The sequence below is a fragment of the uncultured Ruegeria sp. genome, assembly GCF_947489545.1.
Classification (GTDB): Bacteria; Pseudomonadota; Alphaproteobacteria; order Rhodobacterales; family Rhodobacteraceae; genus Ruegeria.
On sequence record NZ_CANLDZ010000002.1, the window covers coordinates 275,561 to 298,166 of the forward strand.

Genomic DNA, 22,606 nt, shown 5'->3' on the forward strand with positions numbered 1-22,606 from the left:
TGTGGAACTCATTTTGGCACCGCAGGCAGATGCAGGACACAAACGCATTAGTACAAATGGCGCCGGGGGCAAAACCTCCGGCCGTCGATGGGGATGGCACCGCAGCCCAGGTTGTTCCCCGCACGCTCAACGCTCGGCAAAAGGCGGCAATTGTTGTGCGGCTTTTGTTGAACGAGGGCGCAGATATCCCATTGGAAGATCTGCCCGACGATTTGCAGGAAAAGCTGACACGCCAATTGGGCGAGATGGGCCTTGTGGACCGCGTCACCTTGGACTCGGTGGCCCAAGAGTTCGGAGATGCCTTCGATAACATTGGTCTGTCGTTTCCGCATGGGCTTGCCGGTGCTTTGGACGCGATCAATGGCAAGATTGCTCCGGCGACCGCCGCCCGATTGCGCAAAGTTGCGGGAGTGCGCCAGATCGGTGACCCATGGCAGCGCCTCCGCGAGATCCCGGCCGAGGATCTGGCGGCCATGGCACGGGCCGAAAGCACCGAAGTCGCGGCCGTGATATTGTCCAAACTGGAGACTGCGAAGGCCGCAAAATTGCTTGGCCTTCTGCCCGGGCCGGTCGCCCGTCGGATTACGTATGCCGTTGCCAAAACAACCAATGTGACGCCCGAAGCTGTCGAACGCATCGGCTGGTCTCTGGCAGCACAGCTGGATCAGCTGCCAGCGCAGGCGTTTACCGATGGCCCTGGGGCTCGCGTCGGGGCGATCCTTAATCAATCCGCCTCAACAACCCGCGATGGTCTGCTGACAGCGTTGGATGAAGAAGATTCAGAATTCGCCAGTGTCGTGCGGCAGTCGATCTTCACATTTGCTCATATCTCAAGCCGCATCGTGGCCCGCGACGTGCCCGCGATTCTCAGAGAGGTGGATCAACCCGTTCTGGTGACCGCTTTGGCCGGGGCCGCGGCGGATGATGACAAGATATCGGTCGAGTTTTTACTATCCAGCATGTCCTCGCGCATGGCCGACAACATTCGGGAAGAAATCGCTGAGCGCGGTCGTGTCAAGCAATCAGAAGCGGAAGATGCGATGACACAGATCGTTGGTACCATTCGAGATATGGTCGACGAGGGGACAATTTCCCTGATTGAAACGGATGACGACGACGAGGAAAACTAAACTTGGCTACAGTGGCTTAGTGGGATTCGTCGCTTGCTTTGTAAGCTCAGAACTCACCCCGAAAGTGGGCGCTTGAGGTTGCGCGCGTCGGGCTATATGTCTGGTTCAGCAATTCGCAACACGCGGTGAGACGCCTCAATGCCCGTCGAAAAGTCGGAGCTCAGCAGGTTTGAGCTTGGTAAATACTATGTCGCCAGTTTGTTCCTCAAAGGGGTCATTGGCGCAATGCGGATGCTGCCGTATGAGCGGCGCGTCGCGACGATGGGGGCGATCATGCGTGGCCTTGCACCTGTCGTGGGATTTCGCACACGTGTGCGCCGAAACCTGAAACTGACCTGCCCGGATCTGACCGAAGCTGAAGTCAAACAGATTAGCCGTGATGTTCCAGACAATGCCGGTCGCGCGATCATGGAACATTTCTCACCCGAGGATTTCACAGAACGCCAAAAGACTGCAAAAATCTCTGGCCCGGGCATTGCCGCCTTTGACGCTGCCCTGGCCGAAGGCCGACCCGTCATGATGATCACCGCCCATTTCGGGCACTATCTTGCGGCGCGAATAGCGTTGCAGGCACACAGCGGTCAGCCTATTGGCTGCCTTTTCCGTCGGATGGCCAACCCGTATTTCAATGAAGCTTATGTCGAGGCGTTCTACAAAACCGGCGCGCCAATGTTCGAACAGGGGCGTCGTGGCATGGTCGAAATGGTCCGGACGCTTAAAAAGAACGGTGTCATTGCGATCGTTTCGGACCTTCATGCGCAGGGCGGAGAAGAGCTGATGTTCTTCGGGAAACCGGCGGTGACGTCTGTGCTAAATGCAGAGCTGGCAATCAAGTATAACGCAGTGATGATCCCGTGTTATGCCATTCGCCAGCCCAACGGTATCGATTTTGAGATCATGCTGCATGACCCCGTCGAACATAGTGATCCCAAAACAATGACGCAGTTCATCACTGACGATCTTGAAAAGATGGTTCGTCAGCATATGGGGCAATGGTTCTGGGTTCATCGTCGCTGGAAAAACTGGAATGGCCTTGGCGTGCAGCCCGAGGATATGCCCTGATCATTTCACGCGAGTCGCCGCCACAATTGGGCCGTGACCAGTCTGTTGAATCAGTACAACCGCAGGCATTTCCGTAGGAAGATCTGCCGAGAATTGCTGCACAGTCCGCCCATCCCATTGACCGGCGATCTGCCAGTTCTCAACGACATTGGCATAGTCCAACTCGTGCCCAGCCAGTTCACCACGTCTGATCGACGCATGGCGCATTGGGGAGTACTGAACGATCCGAACATCGTAAACCGCCCCTGCTGGCAGCTGGGCAGGGGTGACGTCCACAACCACTTCATTTTCTGTCCGAACGGCTGTCACTGACGCTTCAGGTTTGGCTTTCTGATGAGTGTCAATCAACTGATTCAATTGGCGGAACTTGGCGCCCACGATGTCATGTTGGCCATTAACGACCATTTGCGGCGTGTAAATCATGGAGCGACCGCCCTGCCGGGCATAGGCGCGCTGACGCAAGGTGTGATCTGGGTCTGCAAATTCGTCTTTCCACCCAATGTAGTCCCAATAGTCCACATGCAGCGCCAGTCCGATCACGTCATCGCGTTTGACCAGATCATGCATGATTCTGTCTGCTGGTGGGCAGGAGGAGCATCCTTGTGAGGTGAACAGCTCGATCACGACGGGATCATCTTCGGCTGCGGCGGACCAGGCAAGGAGGATGGAAAGGACGGCGGTCGTGGCGGCGGCTCTGAACATGATGTATCCCGAATGGAAGGGTTGAGTGACAGAAATAAACCCTTTGCCGCTCAACAACCAATCAAGGTTTCTTGAGGCTATGTTGCTCCGCCTCAGCTGAAATGTGTGCAATGGTATACAAAAATTGCCGCAGTTTAGCTGTTCCTCCTTGAACCAGCGGCATTGGTGATGCAGATAACCTTCAGCGAATCCCAAAATCCAAGTCATTTGAGAGGGAGGCCACAGATGCCCATCAAAGTCGGACAGGATACCGCCAAAACACGCCGCAGCCTGAGCGTGAATGGCAAATCCGTTTCCTATTACTCGATCCCCGCCGCGCAAGAGGCCGGTCTCGGCGATTTCTCTAAACTGCCCGCCGCGCTGAAAGTGGTGCTGGAGAACATGCTGCGGTTCGAGGATGACGGCTTTTCCGTCTCGGTAGACGATATCAAGGCGTTCGCCGAATGGGGTGCCAAGGGCGGCAAGAACCCTCGCGAAATCGCCTATCGCCCTGCCCGAGTGCTGATGCAGGATTTCACCGGTGTTCCGGCGGTGGTCGATTTGGCAGCCATGCGCGACGGGATCAAAGGACTGGGCGGTGACGCGCAGAAGATCAACCCCTTGAATCCGGTTGATCTGGTTATCGACCATTCGGTCATGATCGACGAATTCGGCAACCCGCGCGCCTTCCAGATGAACGTGGACCGCGAATATGAGCGCAACATGGAACGCTATCAGTTCCTGAAATGGGGCCAGAACGCGTTCAATAATTTCCGCGTTGTGCCCCCTGGCACCGGCATCTGCCATCAGGTGAACCTGGAGTATCTGGCCCAGACCGTCTGGACCGACACCGACCAGAACGGCGAAGAAGTCGCCTATCCCGATACGCTGGTCGGCACCGACAGCCATACCACTATGGTAAACGGCATGGCCGTTCTGGGTTGGGGTGTTGGCGGGATCGAGGCCGAGGCCGCGATGCTGGGTCAACCGATCTCGATGCTGATCCCAGAGGTTGTCGGCTTTGAACTGACCGGCGCGATGGTCGAAGGCACCACCGGGACTGACCTTGTCTTGAAGGTCGTTGAGATGTTGCGCGAGAAAGGCGTTGTCGGGAAATTCGTCGAATTCTACGGAAGTGGTCTGGATACTCTGCCGTTGGCTGACCGCGCAACCATCGCCAATATGGCGCCGGAATACGGCGCGACCTGCGGTTTCTTCCCGATCGACGGCGAAACGCTGCGCTACATGCGCAATACCGGCCGGGACGAAGATCGAATTGCTCTGGTTGAGGCCTATGCCAAGGAAAACGGGTTCTGGCGTGGCGCGGATTATGCGCCGATCTACACTGACACATTGTCGCTGGATATGGGCACCATCGTTCCAGCGATCTCGGGCCCTAAACGCCCTCAGGATTATGTGGCGCTGACAGACGCCAAGGCTGCTTTCACCAAAGAAATGGCCGAAACGTTCAAGCGTCCCATGGGCAAGGAAGTCGCTGTCAAAGGCGAAGACTACACCATAGATTCTGGCAAGGTCGTGATCGCGTCGATCACATCCTGTACGAATACCTCGAACCCATATGTGATGATCGGCGCCGGTCTGGTGGCGCGCAAAGCGGCTGCTTTGGGCCTCAACCGGCAACCCTGGGTGAAAACCTCGCTGGCGCCGGGTAGCCAGGTTGTGTCCGCCTATCTTGAGGCCGCTGGCCTGCAGGAAGATCTGGACAAGATCGGCTTCAACCTGGTCGGCTATGGCTGCACCACCTGCATCGGCAACTCAGGGCCCATTCAGACCGAGCTCTCTGAGGCAATTGCCGAGGGTGATCTGGTTGCCACCGCAGTTCTATCCGGCAACCGGAACTTCGAAGGACGTATCTCGCCTGATGTACGCGCCAACTATCTGGCCTCACCTCCGCTGGTCGTGGTTTACGCGCTGGCCGGGACACTGGACATCGATCTGACGTCGGAACCGATCGGTACCGATAAAAACGGCAATGATGTCTATATGAAAGACATCTGGCCGACCCAGAAGGAAATCGCAGATCTGGTCGAAGCGACCGTGACCCGCGAAGCGTTCCAAACGAAATATGCTGACGTCTTCAAAGGGGATGAAAAGTGGCAAGAGGTCGAGGTTCCCCAACAGGAAACCTATGACTGGCCGCCAACCTCGACCTACATCCAGAACCCACCCTATTTCCAGGGTATGGGCCCTGAGCCGGGCACGATCTCGAATATCGAGGGCGCCAAGGTTTTGTTGATTCTGGGTGACATGATCACCACCGACCATATCTCTCCTGCGGGGTCCTTCGCGACGACAACTCCGGCGGGTAAATACCTGATCGACCGTCAGGTTCAGCCGCGCGAGTTCAACTCCTATGGGTCGCGTCGTGGCAACCACGAGATCATGATGCGCGGCACGTTCGCCAACATCCGTGTCAAAAACGAGATGCTGGACGGTGTCGAAGGTGGTTATACCAAAGGCCCCGACGGCAAGCAGACCTCGGTCTATGAGGCATCGATGGCCTACCAAGATCAGGGCACGCCTCTGGTGGTGTTTGGTGGCGAGCAGTATGGTGCGGGGTCGTCGCGTGACTGGGCGGCCAAGGGTACCGCGTTGTTGGGCGTCAAGGCCGTGATCGCCGAAAGCTTTGAGCGTATACACCGCTCGAATCTGGTTGGTATGGGTGTCATCCCGTTCGAATTCACCGGTGGTGACACGCGCAAATCTCTGGGCCTAACGGGGGACGAAACCGTTTCGATCCATGGTTTGGATTCGATCGAACCGCTGCAGGAAGTTCCGTGCACGATTACCTATGCCGACGGGGCAGAGACGACCATCCAACTGAAGTGTCGGATCGATACCGCTCCCGAGATCGAGTACATCGAAAACGGCGGCGTGCTTCACTACGTTCTGCGCAATCTGGCCAAGGCCGGCTAACGCGATCAAAAATTGGCACAAAAAAGGGCGCTCAGGTGAGTGCCCTTTTTTGGAGATGCGGCCCCTTACCAAACACTTTTTCAACGTGGCGACATTGCCTTCCGGTCGAATTGACGGTTTGGTGCCCCTATGAAAAAAGTTGCTCTGATCACAGGTGGTGCTCGCGGCATCGGACGCGCAATTGTCGAAGACCTAAGCCGCGATCATCGCGTTGCCTTCACCTGGCTTTCGACCGAACCGGACAATTCTCTTGTTGGCGATGATCTTCTGGCCATCCAGTCCGATCTGACGGAAGCAGGTCGGGCTGAAAAGGTTGTCGATCAGGTGATCGATCGTTTCGGCCAAGTGGATGTCATTGTGAACAATGCGGGCCTTGTGCGATCCACACCGAAAGAGGATTTCCGAGCCGAAGAACATAGGGCAATGCTCGACCTCAACCTGTTGGCACCGGCCGCCTTATTGGCTGCTGCATTGCCTCACCTGAAACGCGGTGCGTCGCTAGTCAGCATCTCGTCGATGAACGCCGTATTGCCACCCAAAGATGCCGTTACATATGGTGCCAGCAAAGCGGCCCTGAACCTTTGGACCCGCGGGATGGCCAAAGAACTCGGCCCGACAGGCATCCGGGTGAACGCCATTGCTCCGGGCGCAATCAACATCCCGGAAGCGCCACGACCCGAGGAACTGACCGCACTGTTTGTGAAAGACACCGCGCTTGGTCGGGCCGGGACGCCCGAAGATATCGCCAAGGTCGTTCGGTTTCTGGCTTCAGATGCTGCCGGTTTTGTAACCGGAGAAGTCTTGGGCGTAACGGGTGGCTATCGGCTCTAGCGGCATTGCCACCGCTATCCGCCTGCGGCTTTTTCCAGCGCCGGGCGGATCGTGCTTTCGATAACGCGCTGAGTTATTGGCCCGGCAAACCGCAGAATAACTGTGCCTTCGCCGTCAATCACGTAGGTTTCCGGCACGCCATACAGGCCCCAATCCAGTGCCATGCGTCCCTGCTCATCCCGTCCGATGGCTTCGTAGGGGTCGCCCAACTCGGTCAGGAAAGCCTCGGCATTGTCCAATTTGTCCTTATAGTTGATCCCGTAGACCGGAATGCCTTCCTGCGACAAAGCCTCAAGATTGGGGTGTTCGGCCCGGCACGGGGCGCACCAACTGGCCCAGTAGTTGACCAGCTTGACCTCTCCGTCGCGCAACGTTGTGTCATCGAACAACGGTTTGCCCGGAAACTCGGTCAGGACAACCGGCGGCGCGGCTTGACCTTCGCGGGCTGATGGCAGGGCATTTGGATCGTCGCGGAACATGCCAATCCCTGCCAGCACGGCAAAGGCGCCAAAAATCAGCGGCGGCGCAACCATCAGGGGCGAGATTTTAGCCATTTCGCGTCATCCTTTGTTCAACCTTTTCCATCTCGGCCCGCACTTTACGACCGCGCAGCACGCTGAACACGATCAGTGCCGCCAATAACACAATCGATACCGCATAAGATGTCAGAACTGTATCAGTATATTTTCCAAGATCAGGGATCATCCGCCTACCCTCTCCCGTGCCAGCAACGCCTTTATCCGACGCGCCCGAATTTCCGTGCCTGTGCGATACAGAACCAAAGCCACAAACAGCAGCACAAACCCAATGATGCAGACCAGCAGCGGGTAGAAAAAGATGTTGCTGACCTTCTCTTCGGTATCTGTGCCGGTAACGGCCCCCGCCCGAAGAACCGAAGCCCCCTGATGCAGACCCTGGTTCCAGAAATTCACGGCATAGCGGCTAAGGATCGCAAAGACCGATCCCACCAGACACAGGACCGAGGTCAGATCAGCCGCCGTATCGGGATCTTCGATTGCCTCCCATAGCGCAACGTAGCCCAGATAGAACAAAAACAGGATCAGGAATGAGGTCAGCCGTGGATCCCAGGCCCACCAGGTGCCCCACATCGGCTGTCCCCAGATCGCTCCTGTGACCAGAGCGATCAAGGTCATCACGATCCCAATCGGGGCCGCTGCCCGCGCCGCCAGCGCACTGACATGGTGTCGGCGCACCAGCCAGATCAGCGAGGTTACCAGCATCATCAGCCAGCAATTGATCGCCATCAGTGCTGCGGGGACATGCAGATAGATGATCTTGACCGTCGACCCTTGCTTGTAATCGTCCGGTGTGAAGAAAAACCCCCAAACCAGCCCTAAGGCGATACAAAACATCGAGGTGATCCAGAAAAACGGCAAGACACGCTCGCTGGTCGCAAGGAATTTTCGCGGGTTGGCGTATTCCCAAAGGGCGTTGGCTTTGGCTGCGATAGACATGGGTTTTATCTAGTCCAAATCCGAGTTGTTCTCAATTGACATCGGTCAAAACTGTGGCGGTTCACCGCAGATTGATCCGCAATACGGCTGCGCTGGCGAAAGGCAGCAAAGCGATGGTTGCAGCCGTGATCCCGGCCAACATCAGCAGTGGTGTTTGCGTCTCCATTCCGAGTGCACCGCGGCGGGCAACCTCTGCCCCAAAAATCAGCGTCGGCACGTAAAGCGGAAGCACCAGAAGCGACAGCAACAAACCGCCCCGTTTCAGGCCCACGGTCAGGGCCGCGCCGAACGTCCCGATCACGCTTAGGGCCGGCGTGCCGACCAACAGTGAAATGACTAGCCAAAAGAACCCGGGAGCAGGCAGGTTCAACAGTACCCCCAGGATTGGAGCCACCAGAACCAAGGGCAATCCGGTTGTCAGCCAATGGGCTAGTGCCTTGATTGTAACGACGGCCTCAAGCGGCAAAGGCGCCGTGGCCAACAGATCCAGCGACCCGTCTTCCCAATCCAACGCAAGCAGTCGATCCAGCGATAGCAGGCACGCCAAAAGCGCGCCCAGCCACAACACCCCCGCCGCGATTGTGGCCAGCAGTGAAGACTGAGGACCGACGGCAAACGGCACCATAACAGTTACGATCAGAAAAAAGGCCAGACCCAAACCAAAACCACCACCAGCCCGAAAGGCCAGTTTCAGATCACGCAGCAACAGGGCGATCATAAAAAGCCTCCGTCAAAGTCATCCAGTAGGCCGGACTTGGCCTTGTTGGCACCGACATCCAGAATGTCCCCATCCAGACCAAGGTCGATATGGGTGGCAATCAGCGCCGAACCGCCCTCTGCAAGATGCGCTCGGACAGCTTCGGCAAACATCTGTACTGCATCCTTGTCCAGAGACACCGTTGGTTCATCCAGCATCCAGATCGGGCGCCCGGTGACCAACATGCGCGCCAGTCCAAGCCGGCGTTTTTGCCCGGCGGACAGGTTACCGGCCTGACGGTCTGCCAACTCATTCAACGCGAAAGCATCCAGCGCAGGCTGAATACTGTCAGTGCCGAAAACTGAGGCCCAAAAAGCCAGGTTCTCAGTCACCGTCAGGGTCGGCTTCAAGCCGTCCGAATGCGACGCATATGCGATCTGATCCTCTGCGCCCTTAATCGTCCCCACAAGCGGTGGCTGCAACCCGGCCAGCGTTCGCAGCAATGTGGTCTTCCCGATTCCATTTGGGCCGCGCAGAATAAGGGCCCTGCCCGTTTCCAGCGCGAAGTTCAGACCCTCCAGCACGGGGACGCCGCCTCGGGTGATGGTCAGATCGGTTACGGTCAATGTCATGGGGCCCGCCTATCGCATTGCCGTTGGGGGCAAAAGGCGGGATTTGCCGCAGGTCACTGACGCGATCTCAGACCGGCAACAGGGCCAGCGCGACGCGGCGGCCCTCGGACAACAAGACGTTATAGGTGCGGCATGCGGCCGGAGAGTTCATGTTCTCAACCCCCATTCCGGCGGCTTCCAGCGCGTTTCGCAATGCAGGCGGAATGTGCGCCAACTCGGCACCGGTGCCGATAAACACAACGTCTACCTTATCCGCCAGCGCCAATAGCGACGCCTGATCCGCATATCCGCCCCAAACGCTTGTGCCTTCAGGTCCAGTCAAGACGGCACCTTCGTATGCCTTGCCGCCAATGCGAAAAAAGCCAGGTCCGTAGCCGTCAATCGGTACTGCGTTGCTATATGTGATTTCGTTCAACCGCATAGATGCGTTCTAGCCCCAAAGCGGCAGGCCCGACAAGGCCGCCAATGCAATCGCAAGGTAAGCTGCGGCCCGGTACAGCTGCTCTCGGTCCGGTCGGAACAGCCAGCCGCCCAACCAGTTGCCAATCAGATTTGGCACCGCCAGGGCCAGCCCAAGACCGGCGGTCGCCAGCGTCACACGATCCATCCCCGTCAGATATCCAAGGATCAGGAAATCAAAACCGAACAGGAACAGCAAAATTGTCGCCCGTATCGTTTCGATTTGCAAAGGGCGGGACATGTAAAACAGAATGACGGCGGGACCGGGCAGACCGGCAACACCACCCAGAAACCCGGCGGCCCCACCGATAGCAGTGACCATGGTTCGGCTGACCCTGCCTCGATACCGCACCCCAAGGATCAAGACTGCAAGCATGAACAGGGCAACGAAGCTAACCGCATAGCGAAACACCTCGGGTTCGACCTGCGTCAACAGCCAAAGGCCCAATGGCAAGACCAGGGCGCAGCCCAGAACAAGCCGGGTCAAATCGCCCTTGTCCACCACCAACCATGCGCGACGCAGATTGGGCAGAGGACCAAAGATGTCCATGATCGTCAGCCCGATCAGTGCACCAAACGGACCAAGATGAGGTGTTGCGAGTGGAAGGAATATCAGAGCCGTACCAAACCCTGAAAAGCCCCGCACTATGCCGCCCATAAAAGCTGCAAATAGAATAATGGCCAGCCCCTGTGGGGACTGACCAAAAATCTCAGGCATCGACGTTGGCAAATTGATTGCCAGAGGTGTTTGACGGTTTGGACCAGTCGCGCTTTACGCCCAGCCACAAAAGGATGGTCGACGCGACGAAGACAGAAGAATACGTCCCCACGATCACACCCCAGATCATCGCAAAGACAAATCCGCGGATCACATCACCGCCCAGCACGTAAAGCGAGATCAGAGCCAGCAGCGTGGTAACCGAGGTCATCACTGTCCGGCTAAGCGTTTCATTGATCGAGATGTTCAGAACCTCTTTGAGGTCCTTCTTCTTGTATTTCCTCAGGTTCTCTCGCACCCGGTCAAACACGACCACAGTGTCATTCAGCGAGTAACCCACGATGGTCAGAAGCGCCGCGATAATGGCCAGATCGAACCGAATTTGCAGTTCCGAGAAGATGCCGATTGTCAGGATTACATCGTGCACCAACGCAGCCACAGCGCCCAATGCAAACTGCCATTCGAACCGCAGCCAGATATAGACAAGCACTGCTCCGATAGCCAAAACGACCGCGATAACAGCAGTTTGGATCAGCTCGCCGGACACTTTCGGGCCAACGGATTCGACGGATGGAAAGCTAATATTGTCGTAGCTAAACGAAGGGTTGCTTTCCGCTCCTTGTGACTTTGCGGCTTTCGAAATTTCCTCACGCAGTTCAAAACTGCTGCCAGCGGGAAACACAAATATGTTCGCACCGTCCGTATCTCGTACACCACCTAGAATCTCAAAGGCTGTTTCCAAGGCCGTCGTATTCACACTTGCTCCGTCGGTTCCTTCGAGAGTGGCAAACATCTTACTTCCGGTCACTCCAGCTAGTGCGTGTTCTACCTGCGAGATTGTCCGAGCGGTGACGGCCTCTTCGCCATCCTGAGCTTGAATGCGGACCATTGCTACGTTGTCATTCGGTCCGAAGCTAGGATCAAAGATTTCAGTAATAGAGACATCGCCCAACTCAAGTGACGTCATCGCATCACGATACGCACCTACATCGATCTCTTGTGTACTTTGCGTTCGGATCGTTGTGCCACCGCGGAAGTCGATACCAAAGTTCAGGCCTTGCAGCATGAAAGATGTGAAAGCGATCACCATCATAAGGCCGGAGATGCCCAACCACAGCTTCCAGCGGCTGAAGAAATCGAACGAGGTGCTCTGGGGTACGAGTTTCAGTCTCATGTCAAACCTCGATCGTTTTCGGACGGCGGCGCTCGAACCACATAACGATCATCAGGCGCGTCACGAAGATCGCAGTGAAGACCGATGTCAAAATGCCCAAGCCCAGAGTGATGGCGAAGCCGCGCACAGGGCCGCTGCCCATGGCGAATAGAATGACGGCGGTGATAAACGTGGTCACGTTGGCGTCCAGAATGGCCGACAACGCCTTTTCATAACCCAGCTCGATTGCACGCGCGGGGCCTTTGGCGGACTTAAGTTCTTCGCGGACACGTTCAAAGATCAGCACGTTGGCGTCCACCGCCATACCAACCGTCAGAACGATCCCGGCGATACCCGGCAGCGTCAGCGTCGCCCCGATCAGGGACAGCAAACCGAACAACAACCCCACATTGATGATCAACGCAATATTGGCGAACAGGCCAAACAAACCATAGCTGAGCGCCATAAAGACCAGCACGGCAACGAATGCCACAATGGTCGCAACTTTACCCGCATCGATGCTGTCCTGGCCCAGCTCCGGGCCGATGGTGCGTTCTTCGAGAAACTCCAAGCCCGCAGGCAACGCGCCAGCACGCAACAAAACCGCCAGGTTGGTGCTTTCTTCGACAGTGAAGTTTCCGGTGATGATACCAGACCCCCCCGGAATATGACTTTGGATGACCGGGGCTGAAATGACCTCGTCATCCAGAACAATGGCGAAGGGTGAGCCTACATTGTCACGGGTGTAGTCACCAAACTTGCGGGCACCAGACGTGTTAAAACGGAAGCTCACCGCCGGGCGGCCGTTTTGGTCAAACGCCGGTTGCGCATCCACCAATTCTTCGCCGGTCACAACCGGGGCGGACTCGATCATGTAGAACAGTCCCTGTTCGTCCAACGAAGGCACAAGACTTTCACCGATCCCAGGCACGGCATCCGCGTCTGTTCCGCGATTGACCACCGGATTGAACGTCAGCTGAGCGGTCGTCCCGATGATCTCTTTCAGCTCACCCGCACTACCGATACCCGGCACTTGAATCAGAATACGATCGGTACCTTGGCGCTGAATTGTCGGTTCACGTGTGCCGACCTCATCAATTCTGCGGCGCACAATCTCCAACGACTGGCGAACGGTGCGATCATCCGAGGCCAGCTTTTCGGCATCGGACAGTTGCACAACAATCGTGTCACCCTCGGCACGCGCCTCGATATCCGTGGCGCCCACACCGGTCAGGGTCTGCACCTGACGGGCCAGACCGCGCACAACCTCAAGCGCGCGGGGCATACCTGCGGGCTCGCTGATACGAACACGAATCTCATCAGGGTCGGACGGTTGTTTGCGGATGGTCCCAATCGTTGCGCGTTCATCCCGCAACGCATCCCGGATCTCGGGCCACATGGCCTCCATACGGGATTCGTAGACGTCACCAACCTGCACTTCGGCCAGCAGATGCGCACCCCCGCGCAGATCGAGGCCCAGATTGACCAGAGACGACGGCATCCAGTTCGGCCACTGCGCGGCCTCGGCCTGCATCTCGGGTGTTTCGATGCCCAGCTCAATAGCGGCTTTGGCATCGTTCGATTGTTCGACACGCGTATAAAACGCATTCGGCAGGGCCATCAGCAGGCCAGTCACGCAGACCAGCCAGATCAGAACCCGCTTCCAGGTATCAATTTGCAGCATTACCCTGCCTTTTCAAGGAACTGTGGCGCGAAATTACTTCGCCGGTTCGGTCTTGTTCAGCACCTGAGCGATTGTCGACTTGACCACGCGAACCTTAACACCGTCGGCGATTTCGACTTCAATCTCGTTGTCGCCTTCCTTGACCTTGGACACTTTGCCAATCAGACCGCCTTGGGTGACTACCTGATCGCCCCGGCGCACAGCCTCGACCATAGCCTGATGTTCCTTCATTTTCTTCTGCTGCGGACGGATCAGCAGGAAATACATGATCGCAAAAATCAGGATCAGCGGGAGAAATTGGGCGATTGCGCCACCATCCATGGGATATTCCTTTGTTCAGATGTTGCGGCGTGTTTCCGCAAATTTGGCGCGAACCTATGCTTTGATTTAAGCGTTTGCAAGCAAACGCGGCGCTGCAACCCACCCGAATATCGCACCAAACACAAAAGATGATCGCGAACGTTGCAGATATGTCCTAGGAACGCAGACGCACTTGGATATAGTCGGCCCGCAGGAGGACCGATGCCCCATCTTTTCAAACGCTTCCAGTTGCTGGTTCATTTCCTGCTTGCTGTTTTTCTGATCATCCGATTGGTCGGGCCGGTTCACGCACAAGAAGACGCGTCTGACAATGCGGAAACCGACGCCACACAATCGGATGTTTTCCAGGCTCCTGTGGTCGTAGATGGTGAGGCGCTGTTCCACCTGCGCGGCACAAGCGCCCTGCCCGCCAGCGAACGGGCAGAAAGGGTTCAAAACCAGATCATCAACGCCGCCGAAGCGTCAGAAGCGCCGAGTGTTACAATCACCTATGAACAGACCGAGCTGGGCACAGCCATCCTAGTTGATGGCATTCAGGTTTCGGTTGTTACGGCGGCGGATGCTGAGCTGGAACAAGTTGAACTGAGCGTTCTCAGTCAGTTGCATGGCGATGTCATCGGGGCGGCGATTGCCAGCTACCGGGCGAACCGAACTGATCAGGCCCGTGTATCTGGCGCAATCGAGGCCGGGGCATGGACCATTGGATTCATACTTTTCGTCACCCTGATCATGTGGCTATATCGCAGGATTAAACGGCGCACCTTCGAGATCGTACAGCGCTATCTGAAAGGCGTTGAAACTGCGACTGCCGAACATGTCCAGGCCGAAGCCATCGCGGGTTTGATCCGCTATGGCCTGAATTTCGTTCTGTTGGTTATCTTCTTTCTGGGGTTTTATTACTACCTGTCCTTTGTCCTGCTGTCCTTTGCAGAAACCAGATACATCGCCGAAGTTCTGCTGACCTATCTCACTGACCCGGTGCTGGTGATCGTCAAAGGCATCGTCAGTTATGTCCCCAATCTGATCATGCTGGCCCTGATCACATGGGTGACGTTGTACATTATCAAAGGGATGCGCGTGTTTTTTGATGCGGTCGAAGCTGGCACGTTTGAGATGCGCGATTTCGACAAGCACTGGATTGGGCCGACCTTCAACATTGCGCGTGTCGTTGTGGTTTTGATCGCGCTTGTCTTTGCTGTGCCCTACATTCCGGGCTCGGATTCAGCGGCCTTTCAGGGCCTGACCATTCTGGTGGGGGCAATGCTGTCGCTGGGCGCGAATTCGGTTGTATCCAATATGCTGGCAGGGCTGTTCGTGATTTATCGGCGGTCCACCTCAATCGGGGATCGCATTCAGATTGGCGAACATATCGGCGATGTTGTGCGGATCAAACTGATGGAGACACACCTGAAATCCATCAAGAACGAGCTGATCTCGATCCCCAACGCACAGCTGATGAACTCAGATGTGATCAATTTTTCAAAAAAGACCGACGGCAGCGGCCTGCTTTTGCACACGACGGTTGGCATTGGCTATGAAGAACCTCCGGCCAAGGTCGAGGCCATGTTGATCGAGGCCGCCCATCGGACCAAAAGCATCAAAACCAAGCCGGAACCCTTTGTTCTGTGGACCGCCCTGGCAGACTACGCGATCGACTATCAGATCAACGGATATACCACCCGTGGCAGCATCATTCCCCGGATCAAATCGGACCTGCATCGCAACATTGTCGCCGTGTTCAACGAGAACAACGTACAGATCATGACCCCGTCCTACATGGCTGATCCACCGGAACCTAAAATCCCGTCAGAACCCTGGGATGGGCATCTTGCACATGAAGACGATCAGGATGATGCAAACACGGAGTAATTTCCTACGCCAGCGCTACACCCTGCCCGCGAGATAGTGCATAAGCGCCTTTAGTGATTCACGCATTAAGGACATGACTCATGCACGACATCCGCGCCATTCGCGAAAACCCCGCCGCCTTTGACGCCGCCCTTGCGCGCCGTGGGGACGCGCCGGTGTCGTCAGACCTGTTGCGCCTGGATGAGAGTCGCCGTGCCAAGATTCTGGCTGCGGAAACGGCGCAGGCAGAACAGAACAAGGCGTCCAAAGAAGTTGGCGCCGCCAAAGGGCGCGGCGATGAGGTCGAGTTCGAACGCCTGCGCGCGCTGGTCGCCGAGAAAAAGGCGGAAATCGCCCAGATGCAGACTGAGGCTAAGGACCTGGACGCGCTGCTGACCGATCAGCTGGCGCGCATCGCCAACCTGCCCGCCGATGACGTCCCGCAAGGCGCAGACGAAAACGACAATGTCGAGGTCAATCGCTGGGGTGCGCCGCGCAACTTCGATTTCGATCCCAAAGAGCACTATGAAATCCCGGCCGTCGCGGCGGCAATGGATTTTGAAACCGCCGCTAAAACCAGCGGCAGCCGGTTTGTGAACCTGTCCAAGGGCGTGGCTCGCATCCACCGGGCTCTGGCCCAGTTCATGCTGGACACGCATATCGACAAAAACGGCCTGACCGAGATGCAAACACCGGTTCTGGTACGCGACGAGGCTATGTATGGCACAGACAAGTTGCCTAAGTTCGGCGATGACAGCTATCAGACAACAAATGGCTGGTGGTTGATCCCAACATCTGAGGTCACTCTGACCTACTCGGTGTCAGGCGATATTCTGGATCAAGCCACCCTGCCCATCCGCATGACCGCGCATACCGCCTGTTTCCGGTCCGAGGCTGGAAGCGCGGGCAAAGACACAGCAGGCATGCTGCGTCAGCACCAGTTCGAAAAGGTCGAGATGGTCTCGATCACCCATCCGAACAATTCGGATGAAGAACAGAAACGCATGCTCCGCTGCGCCGAGGACTTGTTGGAGCAATTGGGCATTCCCTATCGGACCGTTGTCCTGTGCACCGGCGATATGGGCTTTGGTGCACGCCGTACGTTCGACATCGAGGCCTGGTTGCCCGGACAGGACGCGTATCGCGAAATCAGCTCGGTATCGACCACGGGTGCATTTCAGGCACGTCGAATGAACGCACGCTTCCGTCCCGAAGGCGGTGGCAAACCGGAATATGTCCATACGTTGAACGGGTCGGGCCTTGCCGTCGGGCGCTGCCTGATCGCGGTTCTGGAAAATGGACAAAACGAGGACGGCACCGTATCGCTGCCGCAGCCTTTGGGTCCCTATATGGGTGGAAAGCTGACGCTGCAAACTGACGGCACACTAAGCTAACAAAAAACCGGCACCCAAGACGCCGGTTCAGCGAGCGTAACAAGGCGAAGAAGATTACTTCTTCGCCTTTTTTCCATCCTTTTTCTTGCCGTCCTTCTTTGACTTTTTGTCTTTCTTTTTGTCGGCCTTCTTTTTGTTATCCTTCTTGGACTTTTTGTCCTTTTTGGATTTGGCTTTCACCTTGTCCTTGGCTTTGGTGAATGCGGCCTCCATCTCCTTGCGTTTTTTGGCAGCTTTTTCGGCCTTGGCCTTGGCTTTGGCTTTTTTCTTGGCCTCGGCTGCGGCCAACTCGGCCTCAGCTTTTTCCTTGGCCGCCTTGCGCGCGGCATCTTCAGCCCGTTTTTCAGCAGCAGCGGCAGCAACGGTCTTACGCGCCGCAGGCTTTCGGGTGGCAGGTTTCCGGGTCGCCGGTTTTCGCGCCGGTGCACGACGCGCCGCCGGTTTGGCAGCTGCTTTAGTAGTGGCTGCAGGTTTGGAGGCGATGGCGTCCTTTGCCGCAGAAATCAACACAAGCGCACGAGCAGCACCAATACGAGGAACCTTGACCAAATCCGCCGGGTTTGCCTTGGCAATCGCTTCTGCGGTTCTGAAACCGTTGGAGTTCAACGCCTTGCCCAGCGTTTCTCCTACACCTTTAACATCGGTCACTGCGGTCATCATTGGTCCCTTCTTTTGCTCCCTGCACATTCGTATATACGCAAGATATACGAACCTACAAGCTTTTCAAAACTTCAGCCAGCAGTCCTAGCTGCTGTGAGCCAGATCCGATTTAGGCTCGTTCTTTGGGAACGGCACAAGCCGTTTCGCGTCCTCATCCCAAAGCTTGAGGTTCAAAGCCGCCACTGCCTCGGGAAATTTGATCCGTCTAGGGGTGAATTCGGGCGGCAGGTTGTAATGACAGGCGCGTAGCCTATAAGACGGGATACGCGCATTGAAGTGGTGAATGTCGTGCAGCGTGATACAGGCCACGGCATTGTCGAACCACCAGCCGAAATCCAAAGCCGATGACCCTTCCAGGGCCGCCAACTGCGGGTTCAGGTCCGGACGGCGATCCCAATACGTATCTTCGAAGTTATGCTGCAAATACACAAGGAATACGCCCAGCATCCCCCCCAGAAAAGAGAATACCAGCCAAACAAGAATGCCGGTAGTGCCGGCAATCATGTAAAGCAAGCCCAGAAAAATCACGATCGAGACGTTGTGGAGCAAAACGCCCGTTACCCCGAACCGCACAGTGTTCTTGGGCCAACGGTAACGAATGAAATACGTAAACAGCGCACCAAGCGGCACAAGGATGAACGGATTGCGGTACAGCCGGTAGTAAAGCCGGGTTTTCCAATCCGCCACGCGCCACTCGCGCAGGGTCATCGTGTGGATTTCGCCGGTCTCTCTATGCTCCAGATTTCCGATACCGCTGTGGTGCAGATTGTGGTTCTGTTTCATCACTTCGAACGGCGCAAATGTAAAAGGCGACAGGCCATGCCCGGCCCATTCGTTTTGCTCGCGTGTTAAAAACAACGAGTGGTGCCCGCAATCATGTTGCAGCACGTATAAACGAACGGCAGAAAAGGCAAAGACGATCCCCGCCGGCACCATAACGTACCAGCGGTCAACATAAGTAATCGCCAGGGCCAGCGATGCAAAATACACCGCAAACGTGCCGAAATAGCTTAGCGCAGCAAGACCGTTGTCCTGAACTGCGTATTGTCGAGTATATTCCCTCAGATCCATCCAGCCCGCTCCCCACGATGGTCCGGTTCAAACTGTTCCAAAACGATGCACGGATCACCCGTGTACAAGCGGCGCACACGAAAACATATGCACGCAAGCAAATGCTAGCGCGCCGAAAACAGACTGTCACGCCCTGACAGTAAAAGTGCTGAAAATTGGCGCAGTTACGCCTTACCCTTGAGATGTTTGGCCAATGCACCAGCGTTTTTCTTGCGCCGCCCTTTGTAGGGGTTCTTATCCCCTTGCCCGCGCAGTGTCAGGCGGATCGGCGAGCCGGGCATATCAAAGTCTTCGCGCAGACCGTTCACCAGATACCGGGAATAGCTGGCCGGCACCTTGTCGGGGTGGGAGCACATAACCACAAATCCTGGCGGCCGAGTTTTGGCCTGGGTCATGTAGCGCAGTTTGATCCGTCGTCCCTGCGGCGCTGGTGGCGGGTGCTGCTCCAGCATGGCCGTCAGCCAGCGGTTTAGTGCAGCCGTCGGTACCCGTCGGTTCCACACATCATGGGCGCGCAGGATGGCATCACGAAGCCTCTCAAGCCCCCGACCTGTTTTTGCAGAGACCGTAATCAGCGGCGCGCCACGTAGCTGTGGCAGCAGCCGATCGAAAGATTCTTTGAGATCGCGCAGCTTTTCCTGCTTGTCCTCTTCGATGTCCCATTTGTTGACGGCAACGACAACAGCACGGCCTTCGCGTTCGGCAAGATCTGCGATGCGCAGGTCCTGCTGTTCGAACGGAATCGCCGCGTCCAGAAGAACAACCACAACCTCGGCGAACTTGACGGCCCGCAGCCCGTCTGACACCGAGAGCTTTTCCAGCTTTTCCTGAACCTTGGCTTTCTTGCGCATGCCTGCGGTATCAAAGATACGCATCGGTGTGCTGTTCCCGTCAGGGTCCGCCCAGTCGACACGCAAGCTGATGGCGTCGCGCGTGATCCCGGCCTCGGGCCCCGTCAGCAAGCGGTCTTCGCCCATGATCTTGTTGATCAGTGTGGATTTTCCGGCATTCGGACGACCAACAACAGCCACCTGCAATGGTTTTTCTGCCGTGATCAGAGGCGTCTCGCCCTCGCCATCCTCATCCAGTTCAATGTTCGTTATGGGGGTGTCATCCACCGCCCGTTCTTCGGCCGCATCCGCCAAAGGCATGAGCTGATCATATAGGTCAGCCATCCCTTCACCATGCTCGCCTGAAAGACGAACCGGTTCGCCGAGACCTAGGTTGTAGGCCTCTAGCACCCCTGCATCAGCCGCGTTGCCTTCGGCCTTGTTGGCCGCAAGGATCACGTGTTTTGACCGCTTGCGCAGAATTTCGGCAAACATCTCATCGGTGGGGGTCAGCCCCACGCGCGCATCAATCATAAACAGGCAGACATCGGCCATGTCGACGGCGCGTTCGGTCAGGCGGCGCATGCGCCCCTCAAGGCTATCGTCGGTTGCGTCCTCAAGCCCCGCCGTGTCGATCACGGTAAACCGCAGATCGCCCAGTCGCCCTTCGCCTTCGCGCAAGTCACGCGTCACGCCAGGCTGGTCATCGACCAAGGCCAGTCGTTTGCCTACAAGGCGGTTGAACAGTGTGGATTTGCCCACATTGGGGCGCCCCACGATGGCGAGGGTCAGCGACATGATACTCAACTTTCAAGACTCAGACGCGCCCTTTAGCGCATCTTGTCGTCAACGGAAAGCGTGCAGTTGGCCCTTGGTCGAAACCACATAAAGGGTCTGACCTGCAACGACAGGTGCTGTCGTCGCGCCACCCGGCACTTCAACGCGATGCACAAGCGATCCATCCACCGGATTGAAGAAACGCAGATATCCGTCATTCGACGCGACAACAATGCGCCCGCCAGCCAGGATTGGGCCGTAATGGGCAAAGATCGGGCCGCGCCGCTTAGGCTTGTCCTTGACGAAACCCGGCAGATCCTGTGCCCAGACGACAGTGCCATCCGACGCATTCAAACGCACCAATTGGCTGCGGTCGCTAATCAAGTAGATGCTGTTCCCCGCTGGCCAAACCGTATCGACGGCGCCTTCGTCAGCAGTCCAGCGACGCTCACCCGATGCGGCATCAAATGCTACAGTACGACCCGAATGGTTGCCGATATATATTGTGTCACCTGCAACTATAGGGCCCCCGGTCACATCAACGATCTGTGCTGCAGCGCGCCCCCGGCGCCCACCTGCGACCGAAGCGTTCCAACGGCGAATGCCACCCTTGCGGAACGTCGCCGTAATATCACCGGACCCAAAGGCAAAAACCGAAAGATCCGACGTCAGGACAGGCGCTGGTGCCCCGAGAACATTGCCGACGCTCGGCGTGCTTTCGATTTGCCACGCGATACGGCCATCTTTGGTATCCACAGTCCAACCGGTTTCATCACCGGCGACAAGGTACAACAATCCGTCGCTGACCAACGGCGCGCCGCTGCCAGTTGCGTTCAAGCGCTTTTGCCAGCGGATCGTGCCCGATTTGGCATCAAGAGCTGTCAGCCGTCCAAAACCGGACGAGACATAGAGGACGCCATTCGAATAGGCCATTCCGCCGCCCGTGGCATCCGAGTCTCCGTCACTGGCCGGGATAAGGTTGGTGTTCCAAACAAGCTGTCCCTGCGGCGACACAGCTGAAACCGTAGCACCGGAATCAAGCGTATAGATCAACCCTCCAGCGACCACCGGCTCGGCCGTGATGCGCTGCTTGCGCGAGTCGCCATTGCCGATCGACGTCGACCACGTCAACTGCGGGGTGCCGCGCAATGCAGCATTGGTTGTGCGAAAGGCCGCCGTACCGGGGCTTTGAGGCCAGCTTGCATTCGCATTTTGCGCTGGGAGACTGACGGGTTGTGATCCACGGGTTTCCACCGTTTCGGTGTCAGATGCCGGGCGAATATCTTCGCGCGCACCTGGCAGAATGATCTCGGGCTCCTGACAGGCGGCCAGTGTCGTCAGCGCAACGGCAGCTGCTGGCACTCCCAAACGGGAAAAAAATCTTGTTACCATATTCTTCTGAACTCGCCTGTCATAGTTTGTTGTCCCGCCAGATCAGCCCTGCTGCGCCACAAGCGGTTCAGGTTCGCCGCCCAACGCCACAATCAATTGGGCCGCACGCTGCTGCAGATCGACGCCCACTTCGGCATCCTGACGCAAAGCTTGCAACCGGTCGAGCGCGGCGTCGATATTGCCCTCGGACACGTCAATCAACGCCAACTGTTCTTCGGCCAACAGGCGCAACGGCGCCCCCGGCACGGCCAAAGCTTCGAATTGCAGGCGGCGATCAGCGGCTGGCAAGGTATCACTCTGCAACAGCAGCGCCTTAAAACTTGCAATCGCGCGGTAGATCTCGGGCAATTCACCCTGAACGGCAACGCTGTTGAGGCTGTTGACCGCGTCTTCTTCGGATCCGGCGTCTATCTGAGAGGCCGAGAGTAGCATATTCAACACCGCATCACCGCCCGGGGATTGCGCCTGAACGCCATCTAGGCTTGCTGCACGCGCTGCGGAATCATTCTCATCCAAAGCCGCGAGAATCGAGTCGCCCAGCTCTTGCGCCTGAGAGGTGTCGCGCGCTTTCTGGTATTCGTTATAGGCCGCTCCACCAACGATCAGGATGACAGCCACAACACCAATCCAGCCCCACCGGCGCAAAAGCAGGTACATCCGGTCGCGGCGCACCTCTTCTGTGACCTCATCAATGAAACTGTCGGTATCGCTCATTCCTGCCCCCAGGCTGTGTATCTTGCTATCGTGCGCCATGTCATACCCCGGCACCACGGCCAAGCCAAGGGTCCGATTTTGCACAAATAGGCCGCGTCGATCCGGTCTTGCGAAAAAAAATAAACCGAACTATTCAGTTT

Annotated in this window: 22 protein-coding genes; 6 read left to right on the forward strand and 16 right to left on the reverse strand. The window is 56.9% G+C overall.

Translation table 11 applies throughout. The features are described 5' to 3' along the window. Nucleotides 1-29 precede the first annotated feature (29 nt). Together Q1B13_RS04070 and Q1B13_RS04075 are read left to right on the forward strand one after the other, a co-directional pair. Nucleotides 30-1,130, forward strand: a complete 1,101-nt coding sequence (locus tag Q1B13_RS04070) for a FliG C-terminal domain-containing protein (RefSeq protein WP_299076202.1) — start codon at nt 30-32, stop codon at nt 1,128-1,130. Nucleotides 1,131-1,268: 138 nt separating this feature from the next. Next, complete coding sequence (locus tag Q1B13_RS04075; RefSeq protein WP_299076205.1) at nt 1,269-2,192, forward strand: lysophospholipid acyltransferase family protein; 924 nt, start codon at nt 1,269-1,271, stop codon at nt 2,190-2,192. On the opposite strand, the gene Q1B13_RS04080 is transcribed toward Q1B13_RS04075, so the two are convergent. Continuing rightward, entirely contained in the window at nt 2,193-2,894 is a 702-nt protein-coding gene (locus Q1B13_RS04080) for a thioredoxin family protein (RefSeq protein ID WP_299076208.1), read from the reverse strand. 225 nt (nt 2,895-3,119) lie between these two features. On the opposite strand from Q1B13_RS04080, the gene acnA reads away from it, so the two are divergent. Further along, a complete protein-coding gene (gene acnA, locus Q1B13_RS04085) occupies nt 3,120-5,810 on the forward strand; it encodes an aconitate hydratase AcnA (protein WP_299076211.1) in 2,691 nt (896 codons plus the stop codon). A gap of 129 nt (nt 5,811-5,939) precedes the next feature. Continuing rightward, complete coding sequence (locus Q1B13_RS04090; RefSeq protein ID WP_299076214.1) at nt 5,940-6,641, forward strand: SDR family oxidoreductase; 702 nt, start codon at nt 5,940-5,942, stop codon at nt 6,639-6,641. A gap of 14 nt (nt 6,642-6,655) precedes the next feature. On the opposite strand, the gene Q1B13_RS04095 is transcribed toward Q1B13_RS04090, so the two are convergent. From Q1B13_RS04095 to yajC, 10 genes are all read right to left on the reverse strand, one after another. Continuing rightward, on the reverse strand, nt 6,656-7,195 hold the full coding sequence (locus Q1B13_RS04095; RefSeq protein WP_298936134.1) for a DsbE family thiol:disulfide interchange protein: 540 nt from the start codon (nt 7,193-7,195) through the stop codon (nt 6,656-6,658). Next, a complete protein-coding gene (ccmD, locus tag Q1B13_RS04100) occupies nt 7,188-7,346 on the reverse strand; it encodes a heme exporter protein CcmD (RefSeq protein WP_299076217.1) in 159 nt (52 codons plus the stop codon). The genes Q1B13_RS04095 and ccmD overlap by 8 nt, the downstream gene beginning before the upstream one ends. Continuing rightward, nucleotides 7,343-8,116 carry a heme ABC transporter permease gene (locus Q1B13_RS04105; protein WP_299076220.1) on the reverse strand — a complete coding sequence of 258 codons (774 nt, stop codon included), beginning with the start codon at nt 8,114-8,116 and terminating at the stop codon, nt 7,343-7,345. The genes ccmD and Q1B13_RS04105 overlap by 4 nt, the downstream gene beginning before the upstream one ends. A 61-nt stretch (nt 8,117-8,177) precedes the next feature. Beyond that, nucleotides 8,178-8,834 carry a heme exporter protein CcmB gene (ccmB, locus tag Q1B13_RS04110; RefSeq protein WP_299076223.1) on the reverse strand — a complete coding sequence of 219 codons (657 nt, stop codon included), beginning with the start codon at nt 8,832-8,834 and terminating at the stop codon, nt 8,178-8,180. After that, nucleotides 8,831-9,445: a heme ABC exporter ATP-binding protein CcmA gene (gene ccmA / locus Q1B13_RS04115; protein ID WP_299076226.1), complete on the reverse strand. Its 615-nt coding sequence runs from the start codon at nt 9,443-9,445 to the stop codon at nt 8,831-8,833. The genes ccmB and ccmA overlap by 4 nt, the downstream gene beginning before the upstream one ends. Before the next feature lie 67 nt (nt 9,446-9,512). Next, nucleotides 9,513-9,866: an Mth938-like domain-containing protein gene (locus Q1B13_RS04120; RefSeq protein ID WP_299076229.1), complete on the reverse strand. Its 354-nt coding sequence runs from the start codon at nt 9,864-9,866 to the stop codon at nt 9,513-9,515. Nucleotides 9,867-9,875: 9 nt separating this feature from the next. Then, nucleotides 9,876-10,622, reverse strand: a complete 747-nt coding sequence (locus Q1B13_RS04125; protein ID WP_298936140.1) for a sulfite exporter TauE/SafE family protein — start codon at nt 10,620-10,622, stop codon at nt 9,876-9,878. Then, the gene (gene secF, locus Q1B13_RS04130) at nt 10,615-11,796 is read right to left on the reverse strand and encodes a protein translocase subunit SecF (protein WP_299076232.1); all 1,182 of its coding nucleotides are present in this window, start codon (nt 11,794-11,796) and stop codon (nt 10,615-10,617) included. Before secF ends, Q1B13_RS04125 begins: the two co-directional genes overlap by 8 nt. A gap of 1 nt (nt 11,797) precedes the next feature. Then, entirely contained in the window at nt 11,798-13,459 is a 1,662-nt protein-coding gene (gene secD / locus Q1B13_RS04135) for a protein translocase subunit SecD (RefSeq protein ID WP_299076235.1), read from the reverse strand. A 33-nt stretch (nt 13,460-13,492) separates the two neighbouring features. Next, a complete protein-coding gene (gene yajC / locus Q1B13_RS04140) occupies nt 13,493-13,780 on the reverse strand; it encodes a preprotein translocase subunit YajC (RefSeq protein ID WP_298936143.1) in 288 nt (95 codons plus the stop codon). 201 nt (nt 13,781-13,981) lie between these two features. Between yajC and Q1B13_RS04145 the strand changes: the two genes are divergently transcribed. Further along, nucleotides 13,982-15,649 (forward strand): mechanosensitive ion channel domain-containing protein, encoded by a 1,668-nt coding sequence (locus Q1B13_RS04145; RefSeq protein WP_299076238.1) that lies wholly within the window; start codon nt 13,982-13,984, stop codon nt 15,647-15,649. Between the two features lie 80 nt (nt 15,650-15,729). Next, the gene (gene serS, locus Q1B13_RS04150; RefSeq protein ID WP_299076240.1) at nt 15,730-17,022 is read left to right on the forward strand and encodes a serine--tRNA ligase; all 1,293 of its coding nucleotides are present in this window, start codon (nt 15,730-15,732) and stop codon (nt 17,020-17,022) included. Nucleotides 17,023-17,076: 54 nt separating this feature from the next. On the opposite strand, the gene Q1B13_RS04155 is transcribed toward serS, so the two are convergent. From Q1B13_RS04155 to Q1B13_RS04175, 5 genes are all read right to left on the reverse strand, one after another. Beyond that, a complete protein-coding gene (locus tag Q1B13_RS04155) occupies nt 17,077-17,682 on the reverse strand; it encodes a helix-hairpin-helix domain-containing protein (RefSeq protein WP_299076243.1) in 606 nt (201 codons plus the stop codon). Nucleotides 17,683-17,766: 84 nt separating this feature from the next. Next, on the reverse strand, nt 17,767-18,753 hold the full coding sequence (locus tag Q1B13_RS04160; protein WP_299076246.1) for a fatty acid desaturase: 987 nt from the start codon (nt 18,751-18,753) through the stop codon (nt 17,767-17,769). A 164-nt stretch (nt 18,754-18,917) separates the two neighbouring features. Continuing rightward, on the reverse strand, nt 18,918-20,381 hold the full coding sequence (gene der / locus Q1B13_RS04165; RefSeq protein WP_299076248.1) for a ribosome biogenesis GTPase Der: 1,464 nt from the start codon (nt 20,379-20,381) through the stop codon (nt 18,918-18,920). Nucleotides 20,382-20,429: 48 nt separating this feature from the next. After that, nucleotides 20,430-21,752 (reverse strand): PQQ-like beta-propeller repeat protein, encoded by a 1,323-nt coding sequence (locus tag Q1B13_RS04170; protein ID WP_299076251.1) that lies wholly within the window; start codon nt 21,750-21,752, stop codon nt 20,430-20,432. A 42-nt stretch (nt 21,753-21,794) separates the two neighbouring features. Continuing rightward, nucleotides 21,795-22,466 carry a hypothetical protein gene (locus Q1B13_RS04175; RefSeq protein ID WP_299076254.1) on the reverse strand — a complete coding sequence of 224 codons (672 nt, stop codon included), beginning with the start codon at nt 22,464-22,466 and terminating at the stop codon, nt 21,795-21,797. Between the last annotated feature and the right edge of the window lie 140 nt (nt 22,467-22,606).

Excerpts from the sequence above, each read along its gene's own strand:
- secD (WP_299076235.1), bottom strand. The coding sequence starts at position 13,459 with ATGCTGCAAATTGATACCTGGAAGCGGGTTCTGATCTGGCTGGTCTGC.
- Q1B13_RS04125 (WP_298936140.1), bottom strand. The coding sequence starts at position 10,622 with ATGCCTGAGATTTTTGGTCAGTCCCCACAGGGGCTGGCCATTATTCTA.
- Q1B13_RS04075 (WP_299076205.1), top strand. The coding sequence starts at position 1,269 with ATGCCCGTCGAAAAGTCGGAGCTCAGCAGGTTTGAGCTTGGTAAATAC.
- ccmB (WP_299076223.1), bottom strand. The coding sequence starts at position 8,834 with ATGATCGCCCTGTTGCTGCGTGATCTGAAACTGGCCTTTCGGGCTGGT.
- Q1B13_RS04090 (WP_299076214.1), top strand. The coding sequence starts at position 5,940 with ATGAAAAAAGTTGCTCTGATCACAGGTGGTGCTCGCGGCATCGGACGC.
- acnA (WP_299076211.1), top strand. The coding sequence starts at position 3,120 with ATGCCCATCAAAGTCGGACAGGATACCGCCAAAACACGCCGCAGCCTG.
- Q1B13_RS04170 (WP_299076251.1), bottom strand. The coding sequence starts at position 21,752 with ATGGTAACAAGATTTTTTTCCCGTTTGGGAGTGCCAGCAGCTGCCGTT.
- secF (WP_299076232.1), bottom strand. The coding sequence starts at position 11,796 with ATGAGACTGAAACTCGTACCCCAGAGCACCTCGTTCGATTTCTTCAGC.
- Q1B13_RS04160 (WP_299076246.1), bottom strand. The coding sequence starts at position 18,753 with ATGGATCTGAGGGAATATACTCGACAATACGCAGTTCAGGACAACGGT.
- ccmD (WP_299076217.1), bottom strand. The coding sequence starts at position 7,346 with ATGATCCCTGATCTTGGAAAATATACTGATACAGTTCTGACATCTTAT.
- Q1B13_RS04105 (WP_299076220.1), bottom strand. The coding sequence starts at position 8,116 with ATGTCTATCGCAGCCAAAGCCAACGCCCTTTGGGAATACGCCAACCCG.
- ccmA (WP_299076226.1), bottom strand. The coding sequence starts at position 9,445 with ATGACATTGACCGTAACCGATCTGACCATCACCCGAGGCGGCGTCCCC.
- Q1B13_RS04120 (WP_299076229.1), bottom strand. The coding sequence starts at position 9,866 with ATGCGGTTGAACGAAATCACATATAGCAACGCAGTACCGATTGACGGC.
- Q1B13_RS04070 (WP_299076202.1), top strand. The coding sequence starts at position 30 with ATGCAGGACACAAACGCATTAGTACAAATGGCGCCGGGGGCAAAACCT.
- Q1B13_RS04095 (WP_298936134.1), bottom strand. The coding sequence starts at position 7,195 with ATGGCTAAAATCTCGCCCCTGATGGTTGCGCCGCCGCTGATTTTTGGC.
- serS (WP_299076240.1), top strand. The coding sequence starts at position 15,730 with ATGCACGACATCCGCGCCATTCGCGAAAACCCCGCCGCCTTTGACGCC.
- Q1B13_RS04080 (WP_299076208.1), bottom strand. The coding sequence starts at position 2,894 with ATGTTCAGAGCCGCCGCCACGACCGCCGTCCTTTCCATCCTCCTTGCC.
- Q1B13_RS04175 (WP_299076254.1), bottom strand. The coding sequence starts at position 22,466 with ATGAGCGATACCGACAGTTTCATTGATGAGGTCACAGAAGAGGTGCGC.
- Q1B13_RS04155 (WP_299076243.1), bottom strand. The coding sequence starts at position 17,682 with ATGATGACCGCAGTGACCGATGTTAAAGGTGTAGGAGAAACGCTGGGC.
- yajC (WP_298936143.1), bottom strand. The coding sequence starts at position 13,780 with ATGGATGGTGGCGCAATCGCCCAATTTCTCCCGCTGATCCTGATTTTT.
- Q1B13_RS04145 (WP_299076238.1), top strand. The coding sequence starts at position 13,982 with ATGCCCCATCTTTTCAAACGCTTCCAGTTGCTGGTTCATTTCCTGCTT.
- der (WP_299076248.1), bottom strand. The coding sequence starts at position 20,381 with ATGTCGCTGACCCTCGCCATCGTGGGGCGCCCCAATGTGGGCAAATCC.